The organism is Empedobacter sp. UBA6745, from assembly GCF_002453775.1.
Taxonomy (GTDB): domain Bacteria; phylum Bacteroidota; class Bacteroidia; order Flavobacteriales; family Weeksellaceae; genus Empedobacter; species Empedobacter falsenii_C.
This window is the reverse complement of sequence record NZ_DKHL01000007.1, coordinates 127,568-149,480: the sequence shown is the minus strand read 5'-3', so window position 1 is coordinate 149,480 and position 21,913 is coordinate 127,568. Positions and strand designations below refer to the sequence as shown.

Sequence of the window (21,913 nt, the reverse complement as noted above, 5' to 3'; positions counted from 1 at the left end):
CCGAACAGAGAAGTTAAGCCTGCCTGCGCCGATGGTACTGTTACTTACGGGAGAGTAGGTCGTCGCCAGTTTTTATTAAAATCCTCAAGATTATTTTCTTGAGGATTTTTTGTGGTTACACGTTACGCTTAGCCTGAAGGCTGTAAGCTTTACGCTAACTCAAAACTATGTTTTATAAAACAAGAACTAACTCAGAACTTACTACTCATAACTCGAAAACACCTCTATAATCCCTTTAAGGGATACTTTTGTTTAGATCTTTATTCTGTAAGTCTTAAATCTTACGTCTTATAACTTATAACTCAAAACTTAGAACTCAATCCGCGTTAGGGGTAGCAGTGGAAATCCTTTTGTAGCAAATGTCTTTTCTATATAACCTCTATTTTCTTCTACAAAAGATTGGAAAGGATAGCCCGACCGAAGGGAACGCCATAATAATTAAGCTTATTATTATGTTTCATTAATATTTGTCCATCTGCTATAATTTTAGTACATTGAAGAATAATTTAATTTTGAATAAAATTTTATTTATTCAGCAAGAGGTTTTCTATCTCTTATATGTTGTAATCCATTTATTACACATTCTATTCTGTTTTACACAGTTTTTATAGAAGTTTGTTTCTATATCAGGTCGTTTCAGACATAAAAATCAATTACTATCGAATGATAGTTGAGTAGTTCATATAAGTTTAATTAAAAACAATTCATGAGTTTAAAAGTAGGCATTATCGGGGCTGGACCAAGTGGTTTGGCAATGTTAAGAGCATTTGAGTCAGAAGAAAAAAAAGGTAACAAAATTCCAGAAATTAAATGTTTTGAGAAGCAAGACAACTGGGGAGGAATGTGGAACTACACATGGCGTACAGGAGTAGGTAAATACGGAGAGCCATTGCATGGCAGTATGTATAAATATTTATGGTCGAATGGACCAAAAGAATGTTTAGAATTTGCAGATTATACATTTTCTGAACACTTTGGTCAAACAATATCTTCTTATCCACCAAGAGAAGTATTATTCGATTATATAGAAGGGAGAATTAAACAAAGTAATGCGCGAAAGTACATTCAGTTTAATACCGTTGCAAGGTGGGTAGATTATGTAGAGAATCAAAAACAATTTCGCGTTGTTTTTGATGATTTAAAGAAAAATGAAACTTTCGAAGAGTATTTCGATTATTTAATTGTCGGAACATGACATTTTTCTACACCAAATATGCCTTATTTTAAAGGGATTGAGAATTATACAGGAAATGTAATGCATGCGCATGATTTCCGTGGAGCGGATCCATTTAGAGGCAAAGAAATTTTATTGATTGGTAGTAGTTATTCGGCAGAAGATATTGCGGTACAATGCTATAAACACGGAACTAAATCGGTCACAATTTCTTATCGTACAAATCCAATCGATTGTAAATGGCCAAAAGGAATAGAAGAATTGCCTTTGGTCACTCATTTTGAGGATAAGAAAGCATTTTTCAAAGACGGAACATCAAAAGAGTTTGATGCAGTGATTATGTGTACAGGTTATCAACACAAATTTCCGTTTTTACCAGATAATTTGCGTCTAAAAACAAAAAACTGTTTGTATCCAGAAGGAATGTATAAAGGTGTAATATCAGATGTTAATGCTCAATTGTTATTTTTGGGAATGCAGGATCAATATTACACATTTAATATGTTTGATGCACAAGCATGGTTTGCACGTGATTATATTTTGGGACGAATTGTTTTACCTTCAAAACAGGATATTCAAAACGATATTCAGAAATGGATTGATTATGAAAAACAATCAATTTCTGCTGACGACCATGTTGATTTTCAAACGGATTATTTGAAGGATTTGATTCATATGACTGATTATCCTATGTTCGATTTGGATAAAGTAGCTAATATGTTCAAATCTTGGTTAAAAGATAAAGAAGAAAATATTTTAACTTATCGAGATAAAACCTATACCTCTGTTATGGACGAAACGAAAGCAGAAAAACATCACACACCTTGGATGAAAGAGTTAGATGATAGTTTAGAACGCTATTTGGATGAAGATCCGATTGATGAAAAGCAATTAGAAAAAACAAATTATTATTAATATTAACAAAAAGACTAACAAATGTGTTAGTCTTTTTTTATTTTCGATTGTATATTTAAACATCGTTAAAAAAAGAAAAGTGTTTATTTTTGACAGAGCACAACACAATATGATTTAATACAATAGAAATGGAGATTCAATATTTTTTCGAATTATTTGGTACACTTTTTTTTGGAATTTCGGGCGCTTTAGCAGCAGATGAAAAATCGGGAAATGATTGGTTTGGTGTAACCTTTATTGCTTTCCTAACTTCAATTGGAGGCGGTACAATACGTGATATATTACTTTCTGTTGAGATTATGTGGATAAAGGATGTGAATCTTATTTATGCGGTAGGGATTGGTGTTGTTTTAGCCGCAATTTTCTATACACCTTTACTTAAACTTCGTAAAACATTTATGCTTTTTGATACGTTAGGGATTGCTTTGTTTACGATTGTTGGTTTAGAAAAAGCTCTAAATCTTGGAATTCATCCCGTAATTGCACCTGTAATGGGAATGTTTACTGCGGTTTTTGGATCCATTATTCGAGATATGATGTTGAATGAAGTTCCTATTATTTTCAAGAAAGAAATTTATGCGTTCGCATGTCTTTGTGGTGCAGTTATTTACATGATTTTATGGAAATTGGGACTTGATCGTAATATTAATTTCTTTGTTTCGGGAGCTGTAATTGTCGCAATTCGTTTGGTTGCAATTAAATACAATTTATCATTACCAAAGTTTAAAAGTCATTAATTTATAGATTCGTATCTTAGCGAACTAATTTTTTATAGATGGAAATTCAATACTTTTTTGAATTATTCGGAACAGTTGTGTTCGCAATTTCTGGTGCTTTAGCTGGAGATGAAAGACAAAAACACGATTGGTTCGGAATTGCTTGCTTTGCTTTTATAACGGCTGTTGGTGGCGGAACTTTACGCGATTTATTCCTTAACAGTTATCCGTTAGTTTGGATAAATGATATGAATGTCATTTACGCAGTTTTTGCTGGAATTTTATTGGCAGGATTATTTTTCAAATATTTTTCACGGTTAAGAGTAACATTAATGCTTTTCGACACATTAGGAATTGCTTTATTTACAATAGTAGGTTTAGAGAAAGCACATTCTTTGGGTGCAAACAATTTTATTTCTGTGATGATGGGAATGATGACCGCTGTAATGGGTGGTATGTTGCGCGATGTTTTGATGAATAAAACGCCTACAGTTTTTGTGAAAGAAATTTATGCAATGGCATGTATCGCAGGAGGTGTGATGTATTTAATTTTTGATAATTTTGGATTAGATCGTAATATCAATTTCATTGTTTCGGGAGCTATTATCGCTGCGATTCGTATTGTAACTGTAAAATATAAATTGTCGTTACCTAAATTTTATTAATCATGCAAAAAACACCATTTAATCAAGAAATTTGGACAGGAAGAATTGATTCTGAAGATGGAGAATTAGGACTAAGAATTCATCAAGTAATTTCTGATTACGATAAATTTGAATTATCATCCATTCAACCAAAAGTACTTTTAGGATTTTGTTCGGAAGAAGGTGTTGAACGAAATAAAGGGCGAATTGGAGCGAAAAATTCGCCAGATTTGATTCGTAAAAGTTTAGCGAATTTGCCTTTACATTTTTCTGAAACTGATTTTATTTTCGATGCTGGAAATTTTCACTGTGATGATAAGAATCTAGAATCTGCGAGAGATGAACAAATCAATCAAGTTGATAAAATCATTCAACAAAATCATTTTCCGATTGTAATTGGAGGTGGACATGAAACAGCTTTAGGAGATTTTTTGGCTTTAGCGAAATCATACAAAAATATTGGAATTATCAATCTTGATGCACATTTTGATTTGAGAACGCCAAATCCACAATCAACTTCTGGAACGCCTTTTTACGAAATGGCTAAGTACTGCGAAGAAAATGAAATAGCTTTCAATTATATTCCAATCGGTATTCAAGAATTAGGAAATACGAAAGCTTTATTTCAACGTGCAGAAAATTTAGGCGCTAATTATATTTTAGCAGATGAAGTTCATTTCAATTTGAATAAAGTGTTAGACGATTTGAAAACGATTGTTCAACAATTTGATGCGCTTTATGTTTCGTTGGATATGGATGTTTTTGATGCAGCTTATGCGCCAGGTGTAAGTGCAACGACAATTAATGGTTTGACTCCTTTTCAGGTTAAATATATTTTGAAGGTTTTGATAAACTCAAACAAAGTGAAAATCTTTGATTTGGTTGAATATAATTCGCTTTTTGATGTTGATAACTCGACAGCGAAACTCTCTGCACAAATGATTTACGAAGTTTTAAGATATTAATTCTGAAATATTTTACAATATTATGTAACCTTTTTCAGTTATCTGCGTATACATATATAGTGGTGTTGATAAAATGCCAAAAGAAATCGATAATAATCATTAATAATAGGAGGGTTTTAGTTAAATGAGACAGCTTAAAATTACAAAGCAGGTAACAAATCGTGAAACTGCGTCGTTGGATAAATACTTACAAGAGATTGGTAAAGTAGATTTGATTACAGCGGAGGAGGAAGTAGAGTTAGCACAACGTATCAAAGCAGGAGATCGTGTTGCCTTAGAAAAATTAACAAAAGCAAACTTACGTTTCGTGGTATCTGTTGCGAAACAATATCAAAATCAAGGTTTAAGTTTACCAGATTTAATTAATGAAGGAAATTTAGGTTTGATTAAAGCAGCGCAACGTTTTGACGAAACGCGTGGTTTCAAATTTATCTCGTATGCAGTTTGGTGGATTCGTCAATCTATCTTACAAGCATTAGCAGAACAATCTCGTATTGTACGTTTACCATTAAATAAAATTGGATCGATCAATAAAATTAATAAAGCCTATGCTTTATTAGAACAAGAACATGAGCGTGCCCCATCTGCAGAAGAAATTTCTGAAGTTTTGGATATGTCTGAAGGGGATGTAAAAGAGTCGATGAAAAACTCTGGTCGCCACGTCTCAATGGATGCACCATTAGTAGAAGGAGAAGATTCTAACTTATACGATGTATTAAACATTGGTGAATCTCCATCTCCAGATGTACAGTTGATGATAGAATCTTTACGTGTAGAGATTGAACGTGCATTACAAACATTAACGCCTCGTGAAGCTGATTTAATTCGTTTATACTTCGGATTAAACGGACAACACCCAATGACGTTAGAAGAAATTGGAGAAACGTTTGATTTAACAAGAGAACGTGTTCGTCAAATTAAAGAAAAAGCAATTCGCCGTTTAAAACATACTTCAAGATCTAAGATTTTGAAAACATATATCGGACGATAAAAATAAAAAACTCCACCTAAATTTAGTTGGAGTTTTTCATTATAATAATTTCCCGCTTAGTAAAATTGCAGCAATTGTAAAGTAGATAATCAATCCTGAAACGTCAACCAAAGTAGCAACGAAAGGCGAGGATGCTGTTGCGGGATCAAATCCAATTTTTCTCAAAATAAATGGAACTAAAGATCCTGAAAGTGTTCCCCATAAAACAATAACAATTAAAGATAAAGCGACTGTTAAAGCTATATACAACCAATACTCTCCATAACTATAAATTCCAGTTTTTTGCCAAATTAAGATTCGGATAAAACCCACAAATCCTAGAATTGCACCTAAGATTAATCCCGAAGCAAATTCTTTTTTCATTACATACCACCAATCTTTTAGCTTTAATTCGCCCAAAGCCATCGCACGAATAATCAGTGAAGCCGCTTGAGAACCAGAATTTCCGCCACTCGAAATAATCAATGGAACAAATAAAGCCAACACAACCGCTTTTTCGATTTCCTGGTCATAATAACTCATTGCAGAAGCCGTAAACATTTCGCCAATAAATAAGATAACCAGCCAACCTGCGCGCTTTTTGATTAATTCCGCAATAGGTGTTTTAGTATACGAAACATCCAATTCTTCCATTCCTCCGAATTTCTGAATATCTTCTGTATCACGCATTTTCATTCGATCCAAGATGTCGTCGAAGGTTACAATTCCGACCAAAACATCATTTTCTGTCACAATTGGCATAGCAGAACGATCGTATTTATCAAAAACTTCTAACGCATCTTCTAAAGGAGTCGTCGTCTTGATTGAAACAAAATTATGATCGATCAAATCTTCTACTTTCGTATCTTCATCAGCCAAAAGAATTTCGCCAATTTTTAAATCATCAATCAATCTATTTTTTCCATCAACAATAAAAATATACGTCAACGTTTCCGCTTTTTTTCCATACTTTTTGATGTGAGCCAAAACTTGTTTTACTGTATAATGTTCTTTTACCTGAATATAATTTGGTGTCATTAAACGTGCAATCGAATCTTCTTTGTATCCAATCAAATTCAGTGCTGTAGCACGTTCTTCAGGATTTAAAAGATTAATGGAATGTTTGATTAATTGATCTGGGAAATTTTCAAAAAGTTCTGTTCGGTCATCAGGATCAAGATTGTTCAAAACCTCGGCTAAATCTTCGTCCGTCAAACTTTTTACAATTTCGTACTGAATATCGGGTTCAAAATAGGAGAATACTTCAACTTTATCATCATTCGAAAGCGAATAAAAAGCGATATTTCTTTCCTTTACGTTCAGTGCAGTTAATTGTTCGGCAATATCTGCTGGATGTTGATTAAGCATATTATTTTCCATAAATTTGTTGTTTTTATCCCAAGCTGCAAATTAAGTCTTTTTGAGATGAGAAGAAGTATAGATTGGCTACTTTTAAGCTAATTTTAATATAGAAAATCATGATGAACAAAGCTGATCAAAACCAAATGAAAGAATATATAAAATCTATGGATGTAGATGAACGATTTGTTGGAATTTGGTCTGGAACTGATCATGGGAAATTTTTTAAAGGAGAAACAAATAGTTGGATGGTCAATAGAAAAGCTGACGGCACAATGACGGTTAACTTTAAAACGATTTATAGTGATGATCGTGTAACTTTTTCTGAAGACGAAGGCGTTTGGTGTACGATTGGTGATGAATATTACGAGTTTAGAGATTCTGATGAGATGGCAGATATTTATACTTATATTTTTATGTCAAAAGATTCGATTCATTTTATCATCAACGAAGAATTGAAAGACGAAGAACCTTATAACTTTATTGACAATAGAGTTTTCTTGGATTAAAAATAATTTTGCTGAATCATTTTTTCTGTTATATTCGTATTGAATTAATTAACACTGAAAATGAAAAAACTGTTATTTACTCTCTTATTATCATCTTCACTATTTGCTCAAGAAAAAGCAACAGATTTGTTTAATGCAAACGTTAGTTTTATTGGAATCGGAATTCAATATGAAAAAGCTTTATCCGAAAATTTTACGGCTGTTGGATCTTTAGATTATTTAGGAGGTTTCAGATACAGCTATAGCGATTTTTATGGGAGTGATTTTGAGTATATTTTGACAACAAATATAGCTTTAGAAGGACGTTATTATTATAATTTTGACCGAAGAATTGGTAAAGGAAAAAACACCAAAAATAATTCTGGGAATTATATTGCTTTAAAAGGAACTTATACGCCAGATTGGTTAACAACGTCTAATAGTGATAATTTAGGTGTTAATCCGCAAGGTTCTATTACATTCAATTATGGATTTAAACGTTCTTTTGCTCAAAACTTTTTTTACGAGTTTTATACAGGATTAGGACTTTCTCTTTATCAAGAAACATATACAAACTATGATTTTGATAATTATACAACATCAGAAGTAAAGAGTACAAATACAGGAGTTGCCTTAGATTTAGGCTTTCGAGTTGGTTATAATTTCTAAAAAATATAAATCGTTGAGTTTTCAACGATTTTTTTATTTCATTACCTTTGCACCACAAAATACAAACAAACAACAAATAAGATTATGCCAATAGTAGCACCATCAATTTTAGCAGCCGATTTCGGGAATTTAGCAAAAGACATCGAAATGGTTAATAATTCTCAAGCCGAATGGTTTCATTTAGATGTAATGGACGGCGTTTTTGTTCCAAATATCTCTTACGGAATGCCAATTATTGAGAAAATAAATTCGTTAACAGACAAAGTTTTGGATGTACATTTAATGATTGTTGATCCAGATCGTTATATTTCAATTTTCAAACAAGTTGGCGCAGATATTTTGACTGTTCATTACGAAGCGTGTACACATTTACATCGTACAATTCAGGCCATAAAAGCAGAAGGAATGAAAGCAGGAGTGGCGCTTAATCCGCATACATCAGTATCTGTTTTAGAAGATGTGATTAACGATCTAGACTTAGTGTTAATTATGAGTGTTAATCCAGGTTTTGGAGGTCAAAAATTCATTGAGAATACATACAACAAAGTATCAAAATTGAAAAAAATGATTACAGAAGCTAATGCAAATGTGATCATCGAAATTGATGGAGGAGTTGGTGTACAAAATGCATCAAAATTGGTAGAAGCTGGTGCAGACGCTTTAGTTGCAGGTTCGGCAGTTTTCAATGCTGAGAATCCAACAGAATATATAGCGGAATTACAAAAAGCTTAATAAAAATAGGTTAATAAATAATAAAAAAACTGAATCAGAAATGATTCAGTTTTTTTATTTAAATAAGATCTTTTTGATAAAATTTGAAATTGGTCTTTCTAAATATTTATAACTAAAAAGTCCAAATAGTATTACTGAAATAATCATAACAAAGTAAATAACATACGATTCTCTACCTATGTGATGATTGTACATTTCGATAATACCAGAACCTAAATAGCTGTGAATAAGGTATATTGAATAGGAACTAACTCCGATTTTTGTGATAATTGGATTTGTTAAGAAATTAAGACATTTTGGTTGGTATATAAAGGTTAAATAAATAGCAAGAGTAAAAATTGTTAAAAATGAAAAACCAATGTCTAACTTCTCTTGTAAAACTAATATAACACCACAAATAATAATATATAGAATGTATTTTTTATCAGTTTTATCATGATATAATTTATATAAAAACATACCTATCATAAACCAAAAACTTTCTCTAAATAATACCAAACATCTACTTATTAATTTTAAGTAATCTAAGGTTGGCGTACTTAGATATGGTTCTAAAAATTTATGAGCAAAACTACTACTTAAAGTAAAATAGATAGGAAAGCCAATGGCACAAATAAGTACAAAGTTTTGGATATAATTTTCTCGATTTTTGAAATATAAAAAACCTATTAATAAATAAAAACAAACTTCAACCCAGAGACTCCAATAAGATCCATCTATATAGTAATATTTAAGAGTTCCAGATGGTAAATTAAATACGTGTGGGTCTATAAAGGTATTTGCAATCAATAAATTTGCGAAAGATTTGGAATTAGTATAACCATCTCCAGTGTATATAAATTTAAAAAAACTGAATGTAATAATAGAACAAATTAACATTCCTGGAGCTAATCTAATATATCTTTTTTTCAAAAAATCTTTGTAACTATTTGTTGTTTCAAGAGAGTATAAAATAACAAATCCTGATATTACAAAGAAAAATGGAACTCCAAAATAACCATAATTTTGTACAAATTCTAGAAATTGATTTCCATGTAAATCGTATTTATGTAAATAATGAGATATAATTACAATAAGAATTGCAAATACGCGTAATCCATCAAGGATTGATATTCTTGAAGTTTTCAATAGTTTAGATATAATAGTTATCAGCAAATATATAAATTATTAAACCACTTATTGTTTCATATAAATATTTTGTTATGGTTAGCGATAAAAGATGTTGATCATCTTACATTTTCTAATTCTCTCATTAAAATCTTAACTTTGTTACATGAATTTCTCTAAAGACAACCAAAAAAAGATTTATACGATTGATGAAATCAAAGATAAAATGGCAAAATATTGTCTTTATCAAGATCGTTGTCATTGGGAAGTAGAGAAAAAACTACGTGATTTTGATTTGATTCCAGAAGCGAAAGATGAGATTCTTTTTAAGTTAATTCATTACGGATTTCTGAATGAAGAACGATTTGTACATAGCTTTGTTCGAGGAAAAGTCAATCAAAAAATGTGGGGAAGAAATCGTCTTCGTCAAGAATTAAAAATGCGTCAAATTGATCAAAAATTAATTGAAAAAGCATTTAAGGAAGAAATTGATTTGGATAAATATTGGAATAATTTATTGCATTTAACACAGAAAAAGTTCAATTTATTAGCTTCTGAGCGAGAATCTTTCAAGAAAATAAACAAAGTAAAAGCATATTTAGCCTACAAAGGTTACGAGTTCGATTTGATGAATGATGCTATCGAAACAGTGAAAACAAAAGAGTAATACAATTCATCCACGAAATTCGACAATTCGGTCAATAATTTTTAAAATTAAAAACGACTTCACTTAATTTTATTCCATAATAAATAAACACATTATGGAAAATTTAGTCAAAATCATTATTTACATTCACGCATTTTTCGGAGGAATTGGTTTGGTTGCTGGAACTGCTGTTATGATCATAAAAAAAGGAAACTCGACGCACAAAAAAGTGGGGAAAATATTTTCGATTGGTATGTTAGTCAGTTCTATTCTTTCGCTAATCATTTGTGCTTTCCCAAATCACCACAATTCTTTTCTTTTAATGATTGGTATTTTCACGATTTATATGATTTTGATCGGAAATAGAATTCTGAATTATAAACGCAAAAATTACTCGAATAATTTGGATAAAATCATTTCTGGAGCAATGTTTATCACATCTATTGTGATGATTGTTTTTGGATTACTTCCACTTTTCACAAGCAATGCAATTGGATTGTTGTATTTAATTTTTGGGTTTTTAGGAGGATTTATGTCTTATCGAGATTTTATTTTTTACAAGAATCCAGAGAATTATAAAATATGGACAATGAATCATGTTGGGAAAATGGTTGGCGCTTATATCGCTTCAGTAACAGCGTTTTTGGTTGCAGGCGCTGGATTTGGAGATAATATTTATTTTTGGATTGTACCTTCAATTATCGGAACGATTTATATTTTTTCTTGGTCAAAAAAACTAAATAAAAAAGTTGCAGTGAATTGATTATCTTTAATTAAAACACTTGTATGAAGAATTTATATATTTTATTCTTATTCATTCTTTTTGTTCAATGCGAGCAACCGAGCAATCAATCTGCTAAAGGTTGGGAAAAGAAGAATGAAATAAAAGCAGATTCAGTTTTTAAAGATGAGAATGTAAATGAAGTTATTGAACAAGCTATTGATATTACAAAAAGTAATCATATACCAATTAGAACAATCTCTCTCTTTTTCGCAAAAGAAAAATTTTATTTATATATTTCTTCGACTGGACAAGACTGTTCAATAGGGAATTATTATACATTACCAATTACTATTCAAAATACAGATTATACTATTCTTTTAGATAAAAATGAAGTATTAGATGAATATATCGATATCTCAAATTTAAATTATATCCCTTTAGATAAAGAAAAAATAACATTCTGCTGTGAAATAAAAGGTTACGCTTTTCGATTTCATAAAGATGAAGAAGGAAAGTATCAATTAAGAGAGTTGGAGCATTTTTATAATTATACGGATGATTTTGTTTTAGAAGAAGATAAAAAATATTTTCCTATTCAATATGAGGAAATTCCAGAACCAGAACCATTTATTCATCCTAATGATGTAAAATAAAAAAACGAATTTCGAAACTCGAAATTCGTTTTTACTATTTCTAATATTTACCTAATTCGTTTTCAAATTCTTGCAGATAATTCGCCAAATGAAAACCATCTACAAAACCATGATTCGCCTCAACCGAAACAGGCATATACATTTTATCGTTTTGCGTATACGCTTTTCCAAAAATAATTCGCGGAATAGATTCTCCTGTTCCAAAATTACTTGGTTGCACTAATCCCGTAAATTTCGACCATGGAAATGTAGAATGACGAACCAAACCAATGGTAATTTCTTCATTTTTGATGTGCAAACCAACCGAATTTTCTACACTTTGTATTTGCTCTTGAAGTTGCGCATTAAATGCATCAAAATCTTCGGTAAAATTCATCAATGCAAAACCAAAAGTTCCGTCTTTTCTACCAATTGTTGTTCCGCAATCTAAATGATCGTACACAAAAATTTCATCATCTTCTATACGATATTTAAATTCATTAATCTTATTCTCTGCCAACATCGAGCAATGTAAATAGACTGCGAAAAAAGACAATTTATTTGCTTTGGCAAATTTGTATGCTTTAGAACATTCAACCTCCGTAACAACTCCGACATACGGATTATCCATTTTCGAGAACATATTAAAATGCTCTATACGATTCCAACCTTCAGGATTAAATTTCTGTTTCATTGATGCAAAGTTAAAAATAGGATTTACAATTACTTTAATCTTTTTTGTTGATATGCATCACCAATTACATTCAGAGTCACGCCTAGAATAATCATAAAAATTCCTAAAGCTAAACTCAACGAAAAATCTTCACCAAATATCATAACACTTACAGCAACGGCAACCACAGGTTCTGATGCGCCAAGAATAGAAGTGGCTGTAGAACCAATATTTTTAATCGCATAAATCAAAGCGATGCTCGAAATAACTGTCGTTACAAAGGCAAATGTAAAAAAGTTGAAGGTTAATTCTAATGATGGTAAAATGAACGAGTCTTTGTGAATAATCATTTTTATTGCGTAATAAATCGTTGTAAATAGAAAAGAATAAAAGCTTAATGTAAAGCCTTTTATATCTCGTACTTTCGATTTGTTGACTGTCACAATATATAATCCGTAACCCAAAGCACTGATAAATACAATTCCTAATCCGATTGGATTTAGCTCGAATTTTCCTTCTTTGAAACTTAGTAAAATGACGCCAGCCAATACAAAAACAATGGCTATAATGGTTGAAATTGTAATTCTTTCTTTGAAGAAAACAGCCATTATGATGGCAACAATCAACGGATAAACGAATAATAATGTGGAGGCAATTCCAGGAGTTAAATAATCATAACCTAAAAATAAAGCATCCGCTGAGATTCCGTACAATAATCCTAAAATGATTAAAAATGGAATCTGTTTCACATCTATTTTGAATGATTGTTTTTTGATGAATAAATATGTTCCGACAATCAATGCAGAAAAAAAGAATCGATAGAATAATGTAGTATCCATCGAAAAATTTGCCTGTTTTATAGGTAGGATAAATAATGGAATTAATCCATAAGATATAGACGAAATTAGCCCATATGCGTAACCTTTGAATTTCATTTTTAATAGAAAAAAACGAAGTTCGAATTTCGAACTTCGCATTTGATTAGTATTTATTAAAATTTATTTTCTCGTAAAATCTAAATCTTGGAAATCGTAACTGAAATCTGTTAAAGGAGAAATCGCTTTCATTTTGAAACCTGTCATTTTTCCATTTTTCATTTCTGCATAAACAAAAGCGTCTGCATGGAAATAACGATTGTACCATTTTACCGCAAACGTATTGTCTTTGTAAAATGACATTTCACCAGTTAATTGAGGTGAACGTTTCGATTCGAAAATTATTTTTCCTTTCTTTTCATAAATCACAACATCACCAAACCAATTGTCTTTATACGTTCCGATTACGCTTTTTGTATCAAATTTGATGGCTTTATTTTTTTGATTTGCTTCAACTGTTTTCCAAACTTCATCGGTAATGACATCGGCTTCTTCCACATTTTTCTTCATCAACTCATCGTAGGTTTTTACCCAATCTGTAGAAGGATTTTTTAAGTAAAAATCTTTGATCGTATTTGAAATTGCACGGAAAGCTGCACCTGATTGTTGGTTAGTCAAAATCACAATTCCTAATTTTTCTTGAGGATAAAACATCGTTTGTGTTACAATTCCTTCCAATCCTCCAGTATGCGAAACTTCTAATTTTCCGTTCATATCCTGCAACTGCCATCCCAAACCATAAGCTTTGAATAATGAATTATAAGGCGGAGTTGTGCGATTTGGTTGTAAAGTTTGTGGCGTAATCATTTCATTCATTTGCTTTTCAGAAATAATTTGTTTCCCATTAACCTTTCCTTTATCCAAATTGAATTGCAACCATTTTGCAATATCATCAACATTCGAATAGATTCCTGCAGCTGCATCAAAAATGGTGTTCGTATAACGATCAATCACTTGTAATTTTCCATCAATCGGAACGTGCGGATCAATTGCATTTTTCTTATCTTTTACCAAGTGCCAATTCGCCGCAGTATTCGTCATTCCAATTGGTTCCAACAATCTTTTTGTTACAAAATCTGTCCAAGATTGTCCCGAAGTTCTTTCAATTACAACTCCTGCGATGATGTATAATAAATTATCGTAATCATATTTGACACGAAAATCAGAAACAGGTTTTAAAAATTGAATATTTGAAATAATATCTTTTGGCGTGAAATTATGTCCATCAGGCCAAACCATCAAATCACCTGCTCCCAAACCTAATCCACTGCGATGCGTTAATAAATCACGAATTGTAAACTCTTTGGTTACATAATCGTTGTACATCTTGAATTCAGGAATGTGAGTAATCACTTTATCATCCCACTTTATTTTTCCTTCATCAACCAAAATCGCCAAAGCTGCTGCTGTAAAAGCTTTTGAGTTAGAAGCAATTCCAAAATTTGTATTGGACTGAACTTTTTCTCCCGCTTTAAGCGATTTTACTCCATAACCTTTCGAATGCAGAATTGTGCCGTCTTTGATAACCGCAACAGATATCCCAGGAACATCAAAAGTTTTCATGGCATTTTCTGTGACTTGATCAATGGCTTGATTCGAAATATTTTGTCCAAAAGCTGTAAAAGAAGCTAATGTAATCGTTGATAAAAGTATATTTTTCATGTGTGAATTTGAATTTTCACGAAGTTAGAAATTTTTATTCATCAGCTTATAGCTTTTAGTAAAATATCAAATATAGTAGATGAATTAATTTTGAATGATTTAAAAATTTATAATAATTAAGTATAAACTAATTTACAATTAATTAAAAACGTAAATTAGTTAAAAATAATTTAATGAAAATAGCTTTCTTTTAGTCTAAGCCTTATGACAAAACTTTTTTTGAGGCTGAAAATAAAAATTACGGTTTTGAACTTAATTTTTATGAAACACATTTAGGTCCGCATATCGTAAACGCGATTGAAGATGAGCAGGCAGTTTGTGTGTTTGTGAATGATAAAGTGAATCGCCAAGTCATTGAAATTTTAGCAAAAAAAGGCGTTAAAATTATAGCTTTGAGATGTGCTGGTTTTAACAATGTCGATTTGGAAGCTGCGAAAGAATTTGGAATTAAAGTTTGTCGCGTTCCTGCATATTCTCCTGAGGCAGTGGCAGAGCATACAATGGCGATGTTGTTAACATTGAACCGAAAAACGCATAAAGCTTATAATCGTGTTCGTGAACAAAATTTTGCATTGAACGGTTTGCTTGGTTTCAATCTTTTTCAGAAGACAATTGGAATTGTAGGAACAGGGAAAATAGGAAAAGCTTTTATCAATATTGCGAAAGGTTTTGGATGTAAGATTATTGCGTATGATTTGTATCCAGATCAAGAATTGATGAATAATGGCGTGGAATATGTTGAGCCGGATAAGTTGTTTAAAAGCTCAGATATTATTTCGTTGCATTGTCCGTTGACGCCAGAAAATCATTACATGATTAATCAAGAAACGATTGCGATGATGAAAGATGGTGTAACGATTATTAATACGAGTAGAGGAGGATTAATCAATACACATGAAGCGATTGAAGCCTTGAAAAATCATAAAATTGGTTATTTGGGAATTGATGTTTATGAGCAAGAAGAAAAATTGTTTTTCAAAGATTTATCAGCAGAAATTATTCAGGATGATATGATTCAACGATTGATGAGTTTTCCAAATGTTTTGGTCACTGCACATCAAGCTTTTTTTACACAAGAAGCGTTGGAACAAATTTCAGAAATTACGATGCGAAGTATTTCAGAAATTAAGGAAAAAGGTTCGACAGATGAGGTTGTGATGTTATAAATCTCCTAAATGAGTGGACTTGAAACCATCATATTTTTTGAGACCAAATCCTAGATAACGATCGAACGCAATATGAGCGGAAAATATAAATCCAATCATCAAACACCATTCAATATGTAAAAAATAACCAATAAGAATTAATGCAATTGTCGTAAAATAATTATGAATAAAATTATAGGATATTGCGCCAATCTTATTTCCAAAAAGATAACCTAACATAAAAATATCGGGAGCAAGAAAAAGAATTGCAAACCACATCCATGATAATTTTAGTAGACCATATAAAACGATCATAAAAATTAATACAGCAAGTTGTTCTAGCTTTAGTAAGTTTTTCATGCGATTGGTATTTAGTTTACTAGTACAAATATTTTACCAATTGTTACAAAAAAAGCCACTCTATTGTGAGTGGCTTTGATAATTATTTATATCCCATTATTTAGTGAGGAAAGAGTTTCATTTATAGAAAAGTATTCAACATTGATATTTGTTGCTCCTATTTGTTTTACTCGTTCGCTATGCATTTCAGCATAATTTTGAGCATTTTCTAAAGTGTCAAATATATAAATACCTCCACTTCTTGCAGTGTCTGAATTTTCGATCCATATTTTTGAGATGAATCCTTTTTCAGTATTTATACTTTCTGCTAATGAACGAGCATTTTTTGTTAAATTTTCTCCCATCATTTGAATAGGAAAATCAAAATTTATTTGAATTAAAATCATTATTACTTTTTTATCAAAGTTCATTAAATTGTTTTAAAATATCTGTGATATTTGTTACAGTGAGTTCAAAAAAAAGAGCTACTTAAAAAAGTAGCTCTTATATAATTATATAAAAATTTTAATCATTCAATTTCAAAACAGCTAAGAAAGCAGATTGTGGAACTTCTACACGTCCAATTTGACGCATTTTCTTCTTACCAGCTTTTTGCTTTTCTAATAATTTACGTTTACGAGAAATATCACCACCGTAACATTTCGCCGTAACGTCTTTACGCAACGCTTTAATTGTTTCACGCGCAATAATTTTTGCACCAATCGCTGCCTGAATTGGAATATCAAACTGTTGACGAGGAATTAATTCGCGTAATTTCTCACACATTTTTTTTCCAATATTGTAAGCATTATCAACGTGAATTAAGGCAGATAAAGCATCCACAACTTCACCATTAATCATGATATCAACTTTTACCAATTTCGAAGCTTTCATTCCAGAAGGGGCATAATCAAACGATGCATATCCTTTTGAAATAGATTTTAATCGATCATAAAAATCAAAAACAACTTCAGCCAAAGGCATATTGAAAATCATTTCTACTCTATGTTGAGTTAAATAATTTTGAGATTGTAATTCACCACGTTTTTCAATACATAAACTCATTACAGGACCTACGAATTCAGATTTTGTAATGATTGCTGCACGAATATATGGTTCTTCAACACGATTTAATCCTGATGGATCTGGTAATTCAGATGGATTATGAACCGGAATCATTTTTTCTGGATCTTTCTCCAAATAAGCTTCATACGAAACGTTAGGAACAGTCGTAATTACTGTCATGTTGAACTCACGCTCTAAACGCTCCTGAATAATTTCTAAGTGTAACATTCCTAAGAATCCACAACGGAAACCGAAACCTAAAGCAGCAGAAGATTCAGCCTCAAAAGTTAATGAAGCATCATTCAAACGTAACTTTTCAATAGAAGCACGCAAATCTTCGTAATCTTCTGTGTCAACTGGATAAATACCTGCGAAAACCATTGGTTTTACTTCCTCAAAACCATCAATAGCTTCGCTTGCAGGATTCTCTACTAATGTAATTGTATCTCCAACTTTTACCTCAGAAGCTTCCTTAATTCCAGAAATAATATAACCTACATCACCAGTTTTAATGACTTTCTTTTCAACTTGATTCAGTTTTAAGGTTCCAATTTCATCGGCACCATATTTTTTGTTGGTTGCCATGAATTTTACTTGATCTCCTTTTTTGATTTCTCCATTTACCACTTTATAAAAAGCTTCAATTCCTCGGAAAGGATTATAAACAGAGTCAAAAATCAAGGCTTGTAACGGTGCATCTGGATCACCAACTGGCGCAGGAACTTTTTCGATAATTGTGTGTAACAATTCTAACACACCTTCACCTGTTTTTCCACTTACACGCAAAACGTCTTCGGGATCACAACCAATCAAATCAACAATATCGTCTGTTACTTCTTCCGGATTTGCAGAAGGTAAATCGATTTTGTTCAAAACTGGAATGATTTCCAAATCATTTTCTAAAGCCAAATAAAGGTTAGAAATAGTTTGTGCTTGTATACTTTGCGCAGCATCTACAATTAACAAAGCTCCTTCACAAGCGGCAATCGAACGAGAAACCTCGTAAGAAAAATCCACGTGACCAGGAGTGTCAATTAAATTTAAAATATATTTTTCACCATCTTTTTCATATTCCATTTGGATGGCGTGTGATTTAATTGTGATTCCGCGTTCGCGTTCCAAATCCATATCGTCTAAAGTTTGATTTTGTAACTCGCGATCAGAAATCGTGTTTGTTACTTGCAATAAACGATCGGCCAAGGTACTTTTACCATGGTCAATATGGGCGATAATACAGAAATTACGGATATTTTTCATATTCTATTTGTCGAATAGGCAAAAATAATCTTTTCCGTGCAGACTGCAAGTATTTTGAAAAATATTATGAATTATATTTTAATAAATTAACGAGAGTTGAAGTGAGAAATGCTGAGTTAAAAATAAGTAATATCATCATTTTTCTTTGAAAAACTCTCTGTAAATAAGTTTTAACCTTTATATTTAACCTTAAACGTGATTGTAAAATCTTTATATTTATTATTCTCAGAAGCTGGAATTATTTTTTTACCTTTTTGTTCGTAGTATTTAAAAACTTTCGAAATTCGTTTAAGATAAGTTGTTGAAATCAATGCGTCACTATCTTTTGAAAAGCTATAATTTGTTACTTTTCCATCTTTTTTAACTGTAAAATATAAAGTTAACTCATGTACAGATTTATTTTCTTTGAAAAAATCCTCACTAGAATCTTGGGTTTGGTCATTCAATTCATACCATAATTTTTCAGAAAAGCATTTGCTCAATTCTTCATTTGTTTTATATTTATTACAACCTGGAAATATTGGATATTTAACAGATTCTTGACCAAAACAAAAAGTTGAAATTGTTGTAAGTAGAATAAATAATAAATTTTTTTTCATTTTTTTATAAAAGTAATAAAACAATAATTGTTTTAAGCAATTATCTGATGGAAAAAAGTATACAATTCATCTTCTTTTACTAGACCAAATTTTTGCTTCAAACGATACTTTGTCATTCGTACACTTTTTGGTTCAATATTAAGAATAGTTGCAATTTGTTTGGTGTCTAAACCAAGATAGATATACGAACAATATTTCAAATCTAGAGGTGTTAGTTTTTGCTTAGAATGTTCGTTTAGCGTTTTGAAAAAGTTTGGATGTAATTCTTGAATTCTAAATTTAGCACTTTCAAAATCATTATCTAATAAATTTTCTTCTCGCATAACTTGTTTTAAATTGATAGAAGATTCATTCCCAATCTTATCTTTCAGATTTTTTAAAACTTGATTTTTATGTTCCAAATGTAGTTGACTAGCCAAAACTTCGTCTTGCAATTTCTGCTGTTGTAATGTTAATAACTCTTGTTCCGCCAAAATTCGGGCTTGTTCTTCTTCTTGCAATTGTAATTTTAGATGTGCTTCTTGTTTTTCTGAATTAAGTTGATTTTCTCGACCAACTGAATAACGCAGTTTGAAATGATAAGAACGAAACATAAAAAACGCACCAATAATTCCTATAAAAGCAAGACAGATGTATAAAATTCTTTCTTTTTGCAGACTTTTGTTTTTTGCTTCCAAATTGGTTAATTCTTCTTCTTTTCGTTCTGATTGAAATTGAGCTTCCAATTTTTTTGAAGTTTCTGCTTGATCTTGATTGTATAAATCTGTTGAATAATCAGTTGCTTTTTTCTGAAATTCAAACGCTTTTTGAAATTCTCCTTTTTGTTGATACAAATTGGCTAATTCAGTTGAATTTGCAACAAGCGCATAAAAATTCTTGATTTTTTGTGTGTGCAAAATAATATTAGCTTCTAGCAAATATTTTTCGGCAAGTTCTATCTGATTTTCATCTTTTGCCAAACCACTCAATAATCCCAATGCGCCAGCAGAAATTTCTTGTGAATTCGGAATCGTTTTACATAATTCTATAATTTTGAAACTATTTTGCTTGATTTCATTTTTATCATTAACCGTTAATTTGGTATAATTACGTTGATAATCAGCTAAATTTAGTAAAGCAATAGCATAGTTGTAGTTTGTAACTTGATTTTGATATTGTTCACTAATCTGCACCGCCTTTTTACTAGTTTTTATTAACTCATCTAAATCCTTAGAATTTTTAGATTCCATATATTTTAACGATTGTGCCACACCAAGATTTGCATAAGCAGGGACAAGAAGATTTTTGTCGGATGATAATTCGGCAAATTTCAACGATTTTTCAGCATATAGAATAGAATTTTTCGCATCATTCCAAGTCGCATGAACCGCATATAGGAGATAATTTGCTTTAGATTTTAGAATATATTCATCAGGCGTTTTTTCGAGTTGAGCAATAAATTGTAAAACCATTTTTTGACTTTTCTCAAATTCTCCAAGATTTATATAATGATAGGCTAATAGATATTTTAGATAAGCTTTTGGGAGAAATTCATTTGAATCTTTGGTGATATTTTGAATTGTATCCAATGATTTCTGCACATTCTCAAACAATTGTCGATTTTCGTACGAAACACCTCTTTGCACATAAGCTTTCACTAATTCGAGCTGATTATTTTCTTTTTTACTTAGTTTTATTTGCTCATTTATATAGTAGTCAGCTTGCTTATATTGATCGGAAGTTCTACTGAATTCTGCTAATTTATTTAGTAAATCAAATTTAGATTTTACAGAAATAGTCGATTTTTTTAATTCTGATTTTAAACTATCAGTGTATTTATTCTGAGCAAATAAAATCGTAGAATAAAAGACGAAAAAAATAGTATATAGGTAGGTGGGTAGAGTTTTCATATTTCAAAAATCGGGAAATTTTGTTTGAAATAAAAGAATTCTTCTATAAAATTTCCTGAATTATAAAAATGTATAATATTGACAATTAGACTGTTGTTTAAATCTGTAGTTAATCTGTAGTCATTGATATTTATGACTGTAGTAATAAAGTAGTAAGTCTAAACTTTTTTTTGATTTTGATTTCGAACAAATTTGTATCAGAAAATAAATCAAAACATAACCAACAAAATTATAACTATGGATAACAAAACATTATCAATCGTATCGTACATTACTATTATTGGCTGGATTATAGCTTTCGTTATAGGAAAAGATAAAGCAGATGATTTATTAAAATTTCATTTGAAACAAGCTTTAGGATTAGTAATTTTCTCATTTATTTGGGGAATACTTTTGAACATTATTATGTATGCAGTTAATATTCCTTTTATCGGAATTTTAGGATTTGCTTCTTTAATTTTAATGATAATCGGGATTATCAATGCTGCAAATGGTGTTAAAAAACCTTTACCAATCATAGGTTCTATATTCGAAGATAAATTTGCATTTATTGGGTAGAACATCAAATTATTTTAAAAGGTTATTTTTTATAAATAGTTTAGGGATTTTAAGAATCTTTTTCTGAATCCCTATTCTTTGAAAAATTAAAATATAACCGGATCAACCTA

21 protein-coding genes, 1 rRNA gene and 2 pseudogenes are annotated in these 21,913 nt (G+C 30.9%); 14 read left to right on the top strand and 10 right to left on the bottom strand.

What is annotated here, in order from left to right:
• From rrf to B4H69_RS03105, 6 genes and pseudogenes are all read left to right on the top strand, one after another.
• A 5S ribosomal RNA gene (rrf, locus tag B4H69_RS16500) occupies positions 1-71 on the top strand; the annotation flags it as partial.
• A gap of 635 nt (positions 72-706) precedes the next feature.
• A pseudogene (locus tag B4H69_RS16435) lies at positions 707-2,089 on the top strand (NAD(P)-binding domain-containing protein).
• A 128-nt stretch (positions 2,090-2,217) separates the two neighbouring features.
• Entirely contained in the window at positions 2,218-2,826 is a 609-nt protein-coding gene (locus B4H69_RS03120; protein WP_280045188.1) for a trimeric intracellular cation channel family protein, read from the top strand.
• A 38-nt stretch (positions 2,827-2,864) separates the two neighbouring features.
• Positions 2,865-3,470: a trimeric intracellular cation channel family protein gene (locus B4H69_RS03115; protein ID WP_280045189.1), complete on the top strand. Its 606-nt coding sequence runs from the start codon at positions 2,865-2,867 to the stop codon at positions 3,468-3,470.
• 2 nt (positions 3,471-3,472) lie between these two features.
• The gene (gene hutG, locus B4H69_RS03110) at positions 3,473-4,414 is read left to right on the top strand and encodes a formimidoylglutamase (RefSeq protein ID WP_280045190.1); all 942 of its coding nucleotides are present in this window, start codon (positions 3,473-3,475) and stop codon (positions 4,412-4,414) included.
• A 124-nt stretch (positions 4,415-4,538) separates the two neighbouring features.
• Positions 4,539-5,405 (top strand): sigma-70 family RNA polymerase sigma factor, encoded by an 867-nt coding sequence (locus B4H69_RS03105; protein WP_019975176.1) that lies wholly within the window; start codon positions 4,539-4,541, stop codon positions 5,403-5,405.
• Between the two features lie 39 nt (positions 5,406-5,444).
• Here B4H69_RS03105 and mgtE read toward each other — a convergent pair whose 3' ends face one another.
• Positions 5,445-6,764, bottom strand: a complete 1,320-nt coding sequence (gene mgtE, locus B4H69_RS03100; RefSeq protein WP_180905258.1) for a magnesium transporter — start codon at positions 6,762-6,764, stop codon at positions 5,445-5,447.
• A gap of 98 nt (positions 6,765-6,862) precedes the next feature.
• Here mgtE and B4H69_RS03095 point away from each other — a divergent pair, with 98 nt between their 5' ends.
• The 3 genes from B4H69_RS03095 to rpe all read left to right on the top strand — a co-directional run bounded on the left by B4H69_RS03095 (position 6,863) and on the right by rpe (position 8,632).
• Positions 6,863-7,252: a hypothetical protein gene (locus tag B4H69_RS03095; protein WP_180905257.1), complete on the top strand. Its 390-nt coding sequence runs from the start codon at positions 6,863-6,865 to the stop codon at positions 7,250-7,252.
• A 60-nt stretch (positions 7,253-7,312) separates the two neighbouring features.
• Positions 7,313-7,900 carry a hypothetical protein gene (locus B4H69_RS03090; RefSeq protein WP_180905256.1) on the top strand — a complete coding sequence of 196 codons (588 nt, stop codon included), beginning with the start codon at positions 7,313-7,315 and terminating at the stop codon, positions 7,898-7,900.
• An 84-nt stretch (positions 7,901-7,984) separates the two neighbouring features.
• On the top strand, positions 7,985-8,632 hold the full coding sequence (rpe, locus tag B4H69_RS03085; protein ID WP_180905255.1) for a ribulose-phosphate 3-epimerase: 648 nt from the start codon (positions 7,985-7,987) through the stop codon (positions 8,630-8,632).
• A gap of 54 nt (positions 8,633-8,686) precedes the next feature.
• Here rpe and B4H69_RS03080 read toward each other — a convergent pair whose 3' ends face one another.
• Entirely contained in the window at positions 8,687-9,760 is a 1,074-nt protein-coding gene (locus B4H69_RS03080) for an acyltransferase family protein (protein ID WP_180905254.1), read from the bottom strand.
• A gap of 145 nt (positions 9,761-9,905) precedes the next feature.
• Here B4H69_RS03080 and B4H69_RS03075 point away from each other — a divergent pair, with 145 nt between their 5' ends.
• From B4H69_RS03075 to B4H69_RS03065, 3 genes are all read left to right on the top strand, one after another.
• A complete protein-coding gene (locus B4H69_RS03075) occupies positions 9,906-10,406 on the top strand; it encodes a regulatory protein RecX (RefSeq protein ID WP_038332506.1) in 501 nt (166 codons plus the stop codon).
• A gap of 94 nt (positions 10,407-10,500) precedes the next feature.
• On the top strand, positions 10,501-11,148 hold the full coding sequence (locus B4H69_RS03070; protein ID WP_180905253.1) for a hypothetical protein: 648 nt from the start codon (positions 10,501-10,503) through the stop codon (positions 11,146-11,148).
• A 23-nt stretch (positions 11,149-11,171) separates the two neighbouring features.
• Positions 11,172-11,762, top strand: a complete 591-nt coding sequence (locus B4H69_RS03065) for a hypothetical protein (RefSeq protein ID WP_180905252.1) — start codon at positions 11,172-11,174, stop codon at positions 11,760-11,762.
• A 40-nt stretch (positions 11,763-11,802) separates the two neighbouring features.
• Here B4H69_RS03065 and B4H69_RS03060 read toward each other — a convergent pair whose 3' ends face one another.
• The 3 genes from B4H69_RS03060 to B4H69_RS03050 all read right to left on the bottom strand — a co-directional run bounded on the left by B4H69_RS03060 (position 11,803) and on the right by B4H69_RS03050 (position 14,951).
• Positions 11,803-12,435 (bottom strand): CatA-like O-acetyltransferase, encoded by a 633-nt coding sequence (locus B4H69_RS03060; protein WP_180905251.1) that lies wholly within the window; start codon positions 12,433-12,435, stop codon positions 11,803-11,805.
• Between the two features lie 29 nt (positions 12,436-12,464).
• Positions 12,465-13,349, bottom strand: a complete 885-nt coding sequence (locus B4H69_RS03055; RefSeq protein ID WP_180905250.1) for a DMT family transporter — start codon at positions 13,347-13,349, stop codon at positions 12,465-12,467.
• Positions 13,350-13,412: 63 nt separating this feature from the next.
• Positions 13,413-14,951, bottom strand: coding sequence for a serine hydrolase (locus B4H69_RS03050; RefSeq protein ID WP_180905249.1), 1,539 nt, complete (start codon positions 14,949-14,951; stop codon positions 13,413-13,415).
• 173 nt (positions 14,952-15,124) lie between these two features.
• Here B4H69_RS03050 and B4H69_RS03045 point away from each other — a divergent pair.
• Positions 15,125-16,117, top strand: a pseudogene (locus B4H69_RS03045) (2-hydroxyacid dehydrogenase).
• Here the strand turns inward: B4H69_RS03045 and B4H69_RS03040 are convergent.
• The 5 genes from B4H69_RS03040 to B4H69_RS03020 all read right to left on the bottom strand — a co-directional run bounded on the left by B4H69_RS03040 (position 16,112) and on the right by B4H69_RS03020 (position 21,245).
• On the bottom strand, positions 16,112-16,456 hold the full coding sequence (locus B4H69_RS03040) for a DUF4260 domain-containing protein (protein WP_180905247.1): 345 nt from the start codon (positions 16,454-16,456) through the stop codon (positions 16,112-16,114). The pseudogene B4H69_RS03045 and the gene B4H69_RS03040 sit on opposite strands and share 6 nt — an antisense overlap.
• An 86-nt stretch (positions 16,457-16,542) precedes the next feature.
• Positions 16,543-16,866: a monooxygenase gene (locus B4H69_RS03035; protein WP_221408221.1), complete on the bottom strand. Its 324-nt coding sequence runs from the start codon at positions 16,864-16,866 to the stop codon at positions 16,543-16,545.
• A 94-nt stretch (positions 16,867-16,960) separates the two neighbouring features.
• Complete coding sequence (gene lepA, locus B4H69_RS03030; RefSeq protein WP_038332533.1) at positions 16,961-18,757, bottom strand: translation elongation factor 4; 1,797 nt, start codon at positions 18,755-18,757, stop codon at positions 16,961-16,963.
• 170 nt (positions 18,758-18,927) lie between these two features.
• Entirely contained in the window at positions 18,928-19,356 is a 429-nt protein-coding gene (locus B4H69_RS03025) for a hypothetical protein (protein WP_180905246.1), read from the bottom strand.
• A 32-nt stretch (positions 19,357-19,388) separates the two neighbouring features.
• The gene (locus B4H69_RS03020) at positions 19,389-21,245 is read right to left on the bottom strand and encodes a helix-turn-helix transcriptional regulator (RefSeq protein ID WP_221414069.1); all 1,857 of its coding nucleotides are present in this window, start codon (positions 21,243-21,245) and stop codon (positions 19,389-19,391) included.
• A 237-nt stretch (positions 21,246-21,482) separates the two neighbouring features.
• Here B4H69_RS03020 and B4H69_RS03015 point away from each other — a divergent pair, with 237 nt between their 5' ends.
• Positions 21,483-21,803, top strand: coding sequence for a DUF4870 domain-containing protein (locus B4H69_RS03015; RefSeq protein WP_180905245.1), 321 nt, complete (start codon positions 21,483-21,485; stop codon positions 21,801-21,803).
• The last annotated feature ends 110 nt before the right edge of the window (positions 21,804-21,913 follow it).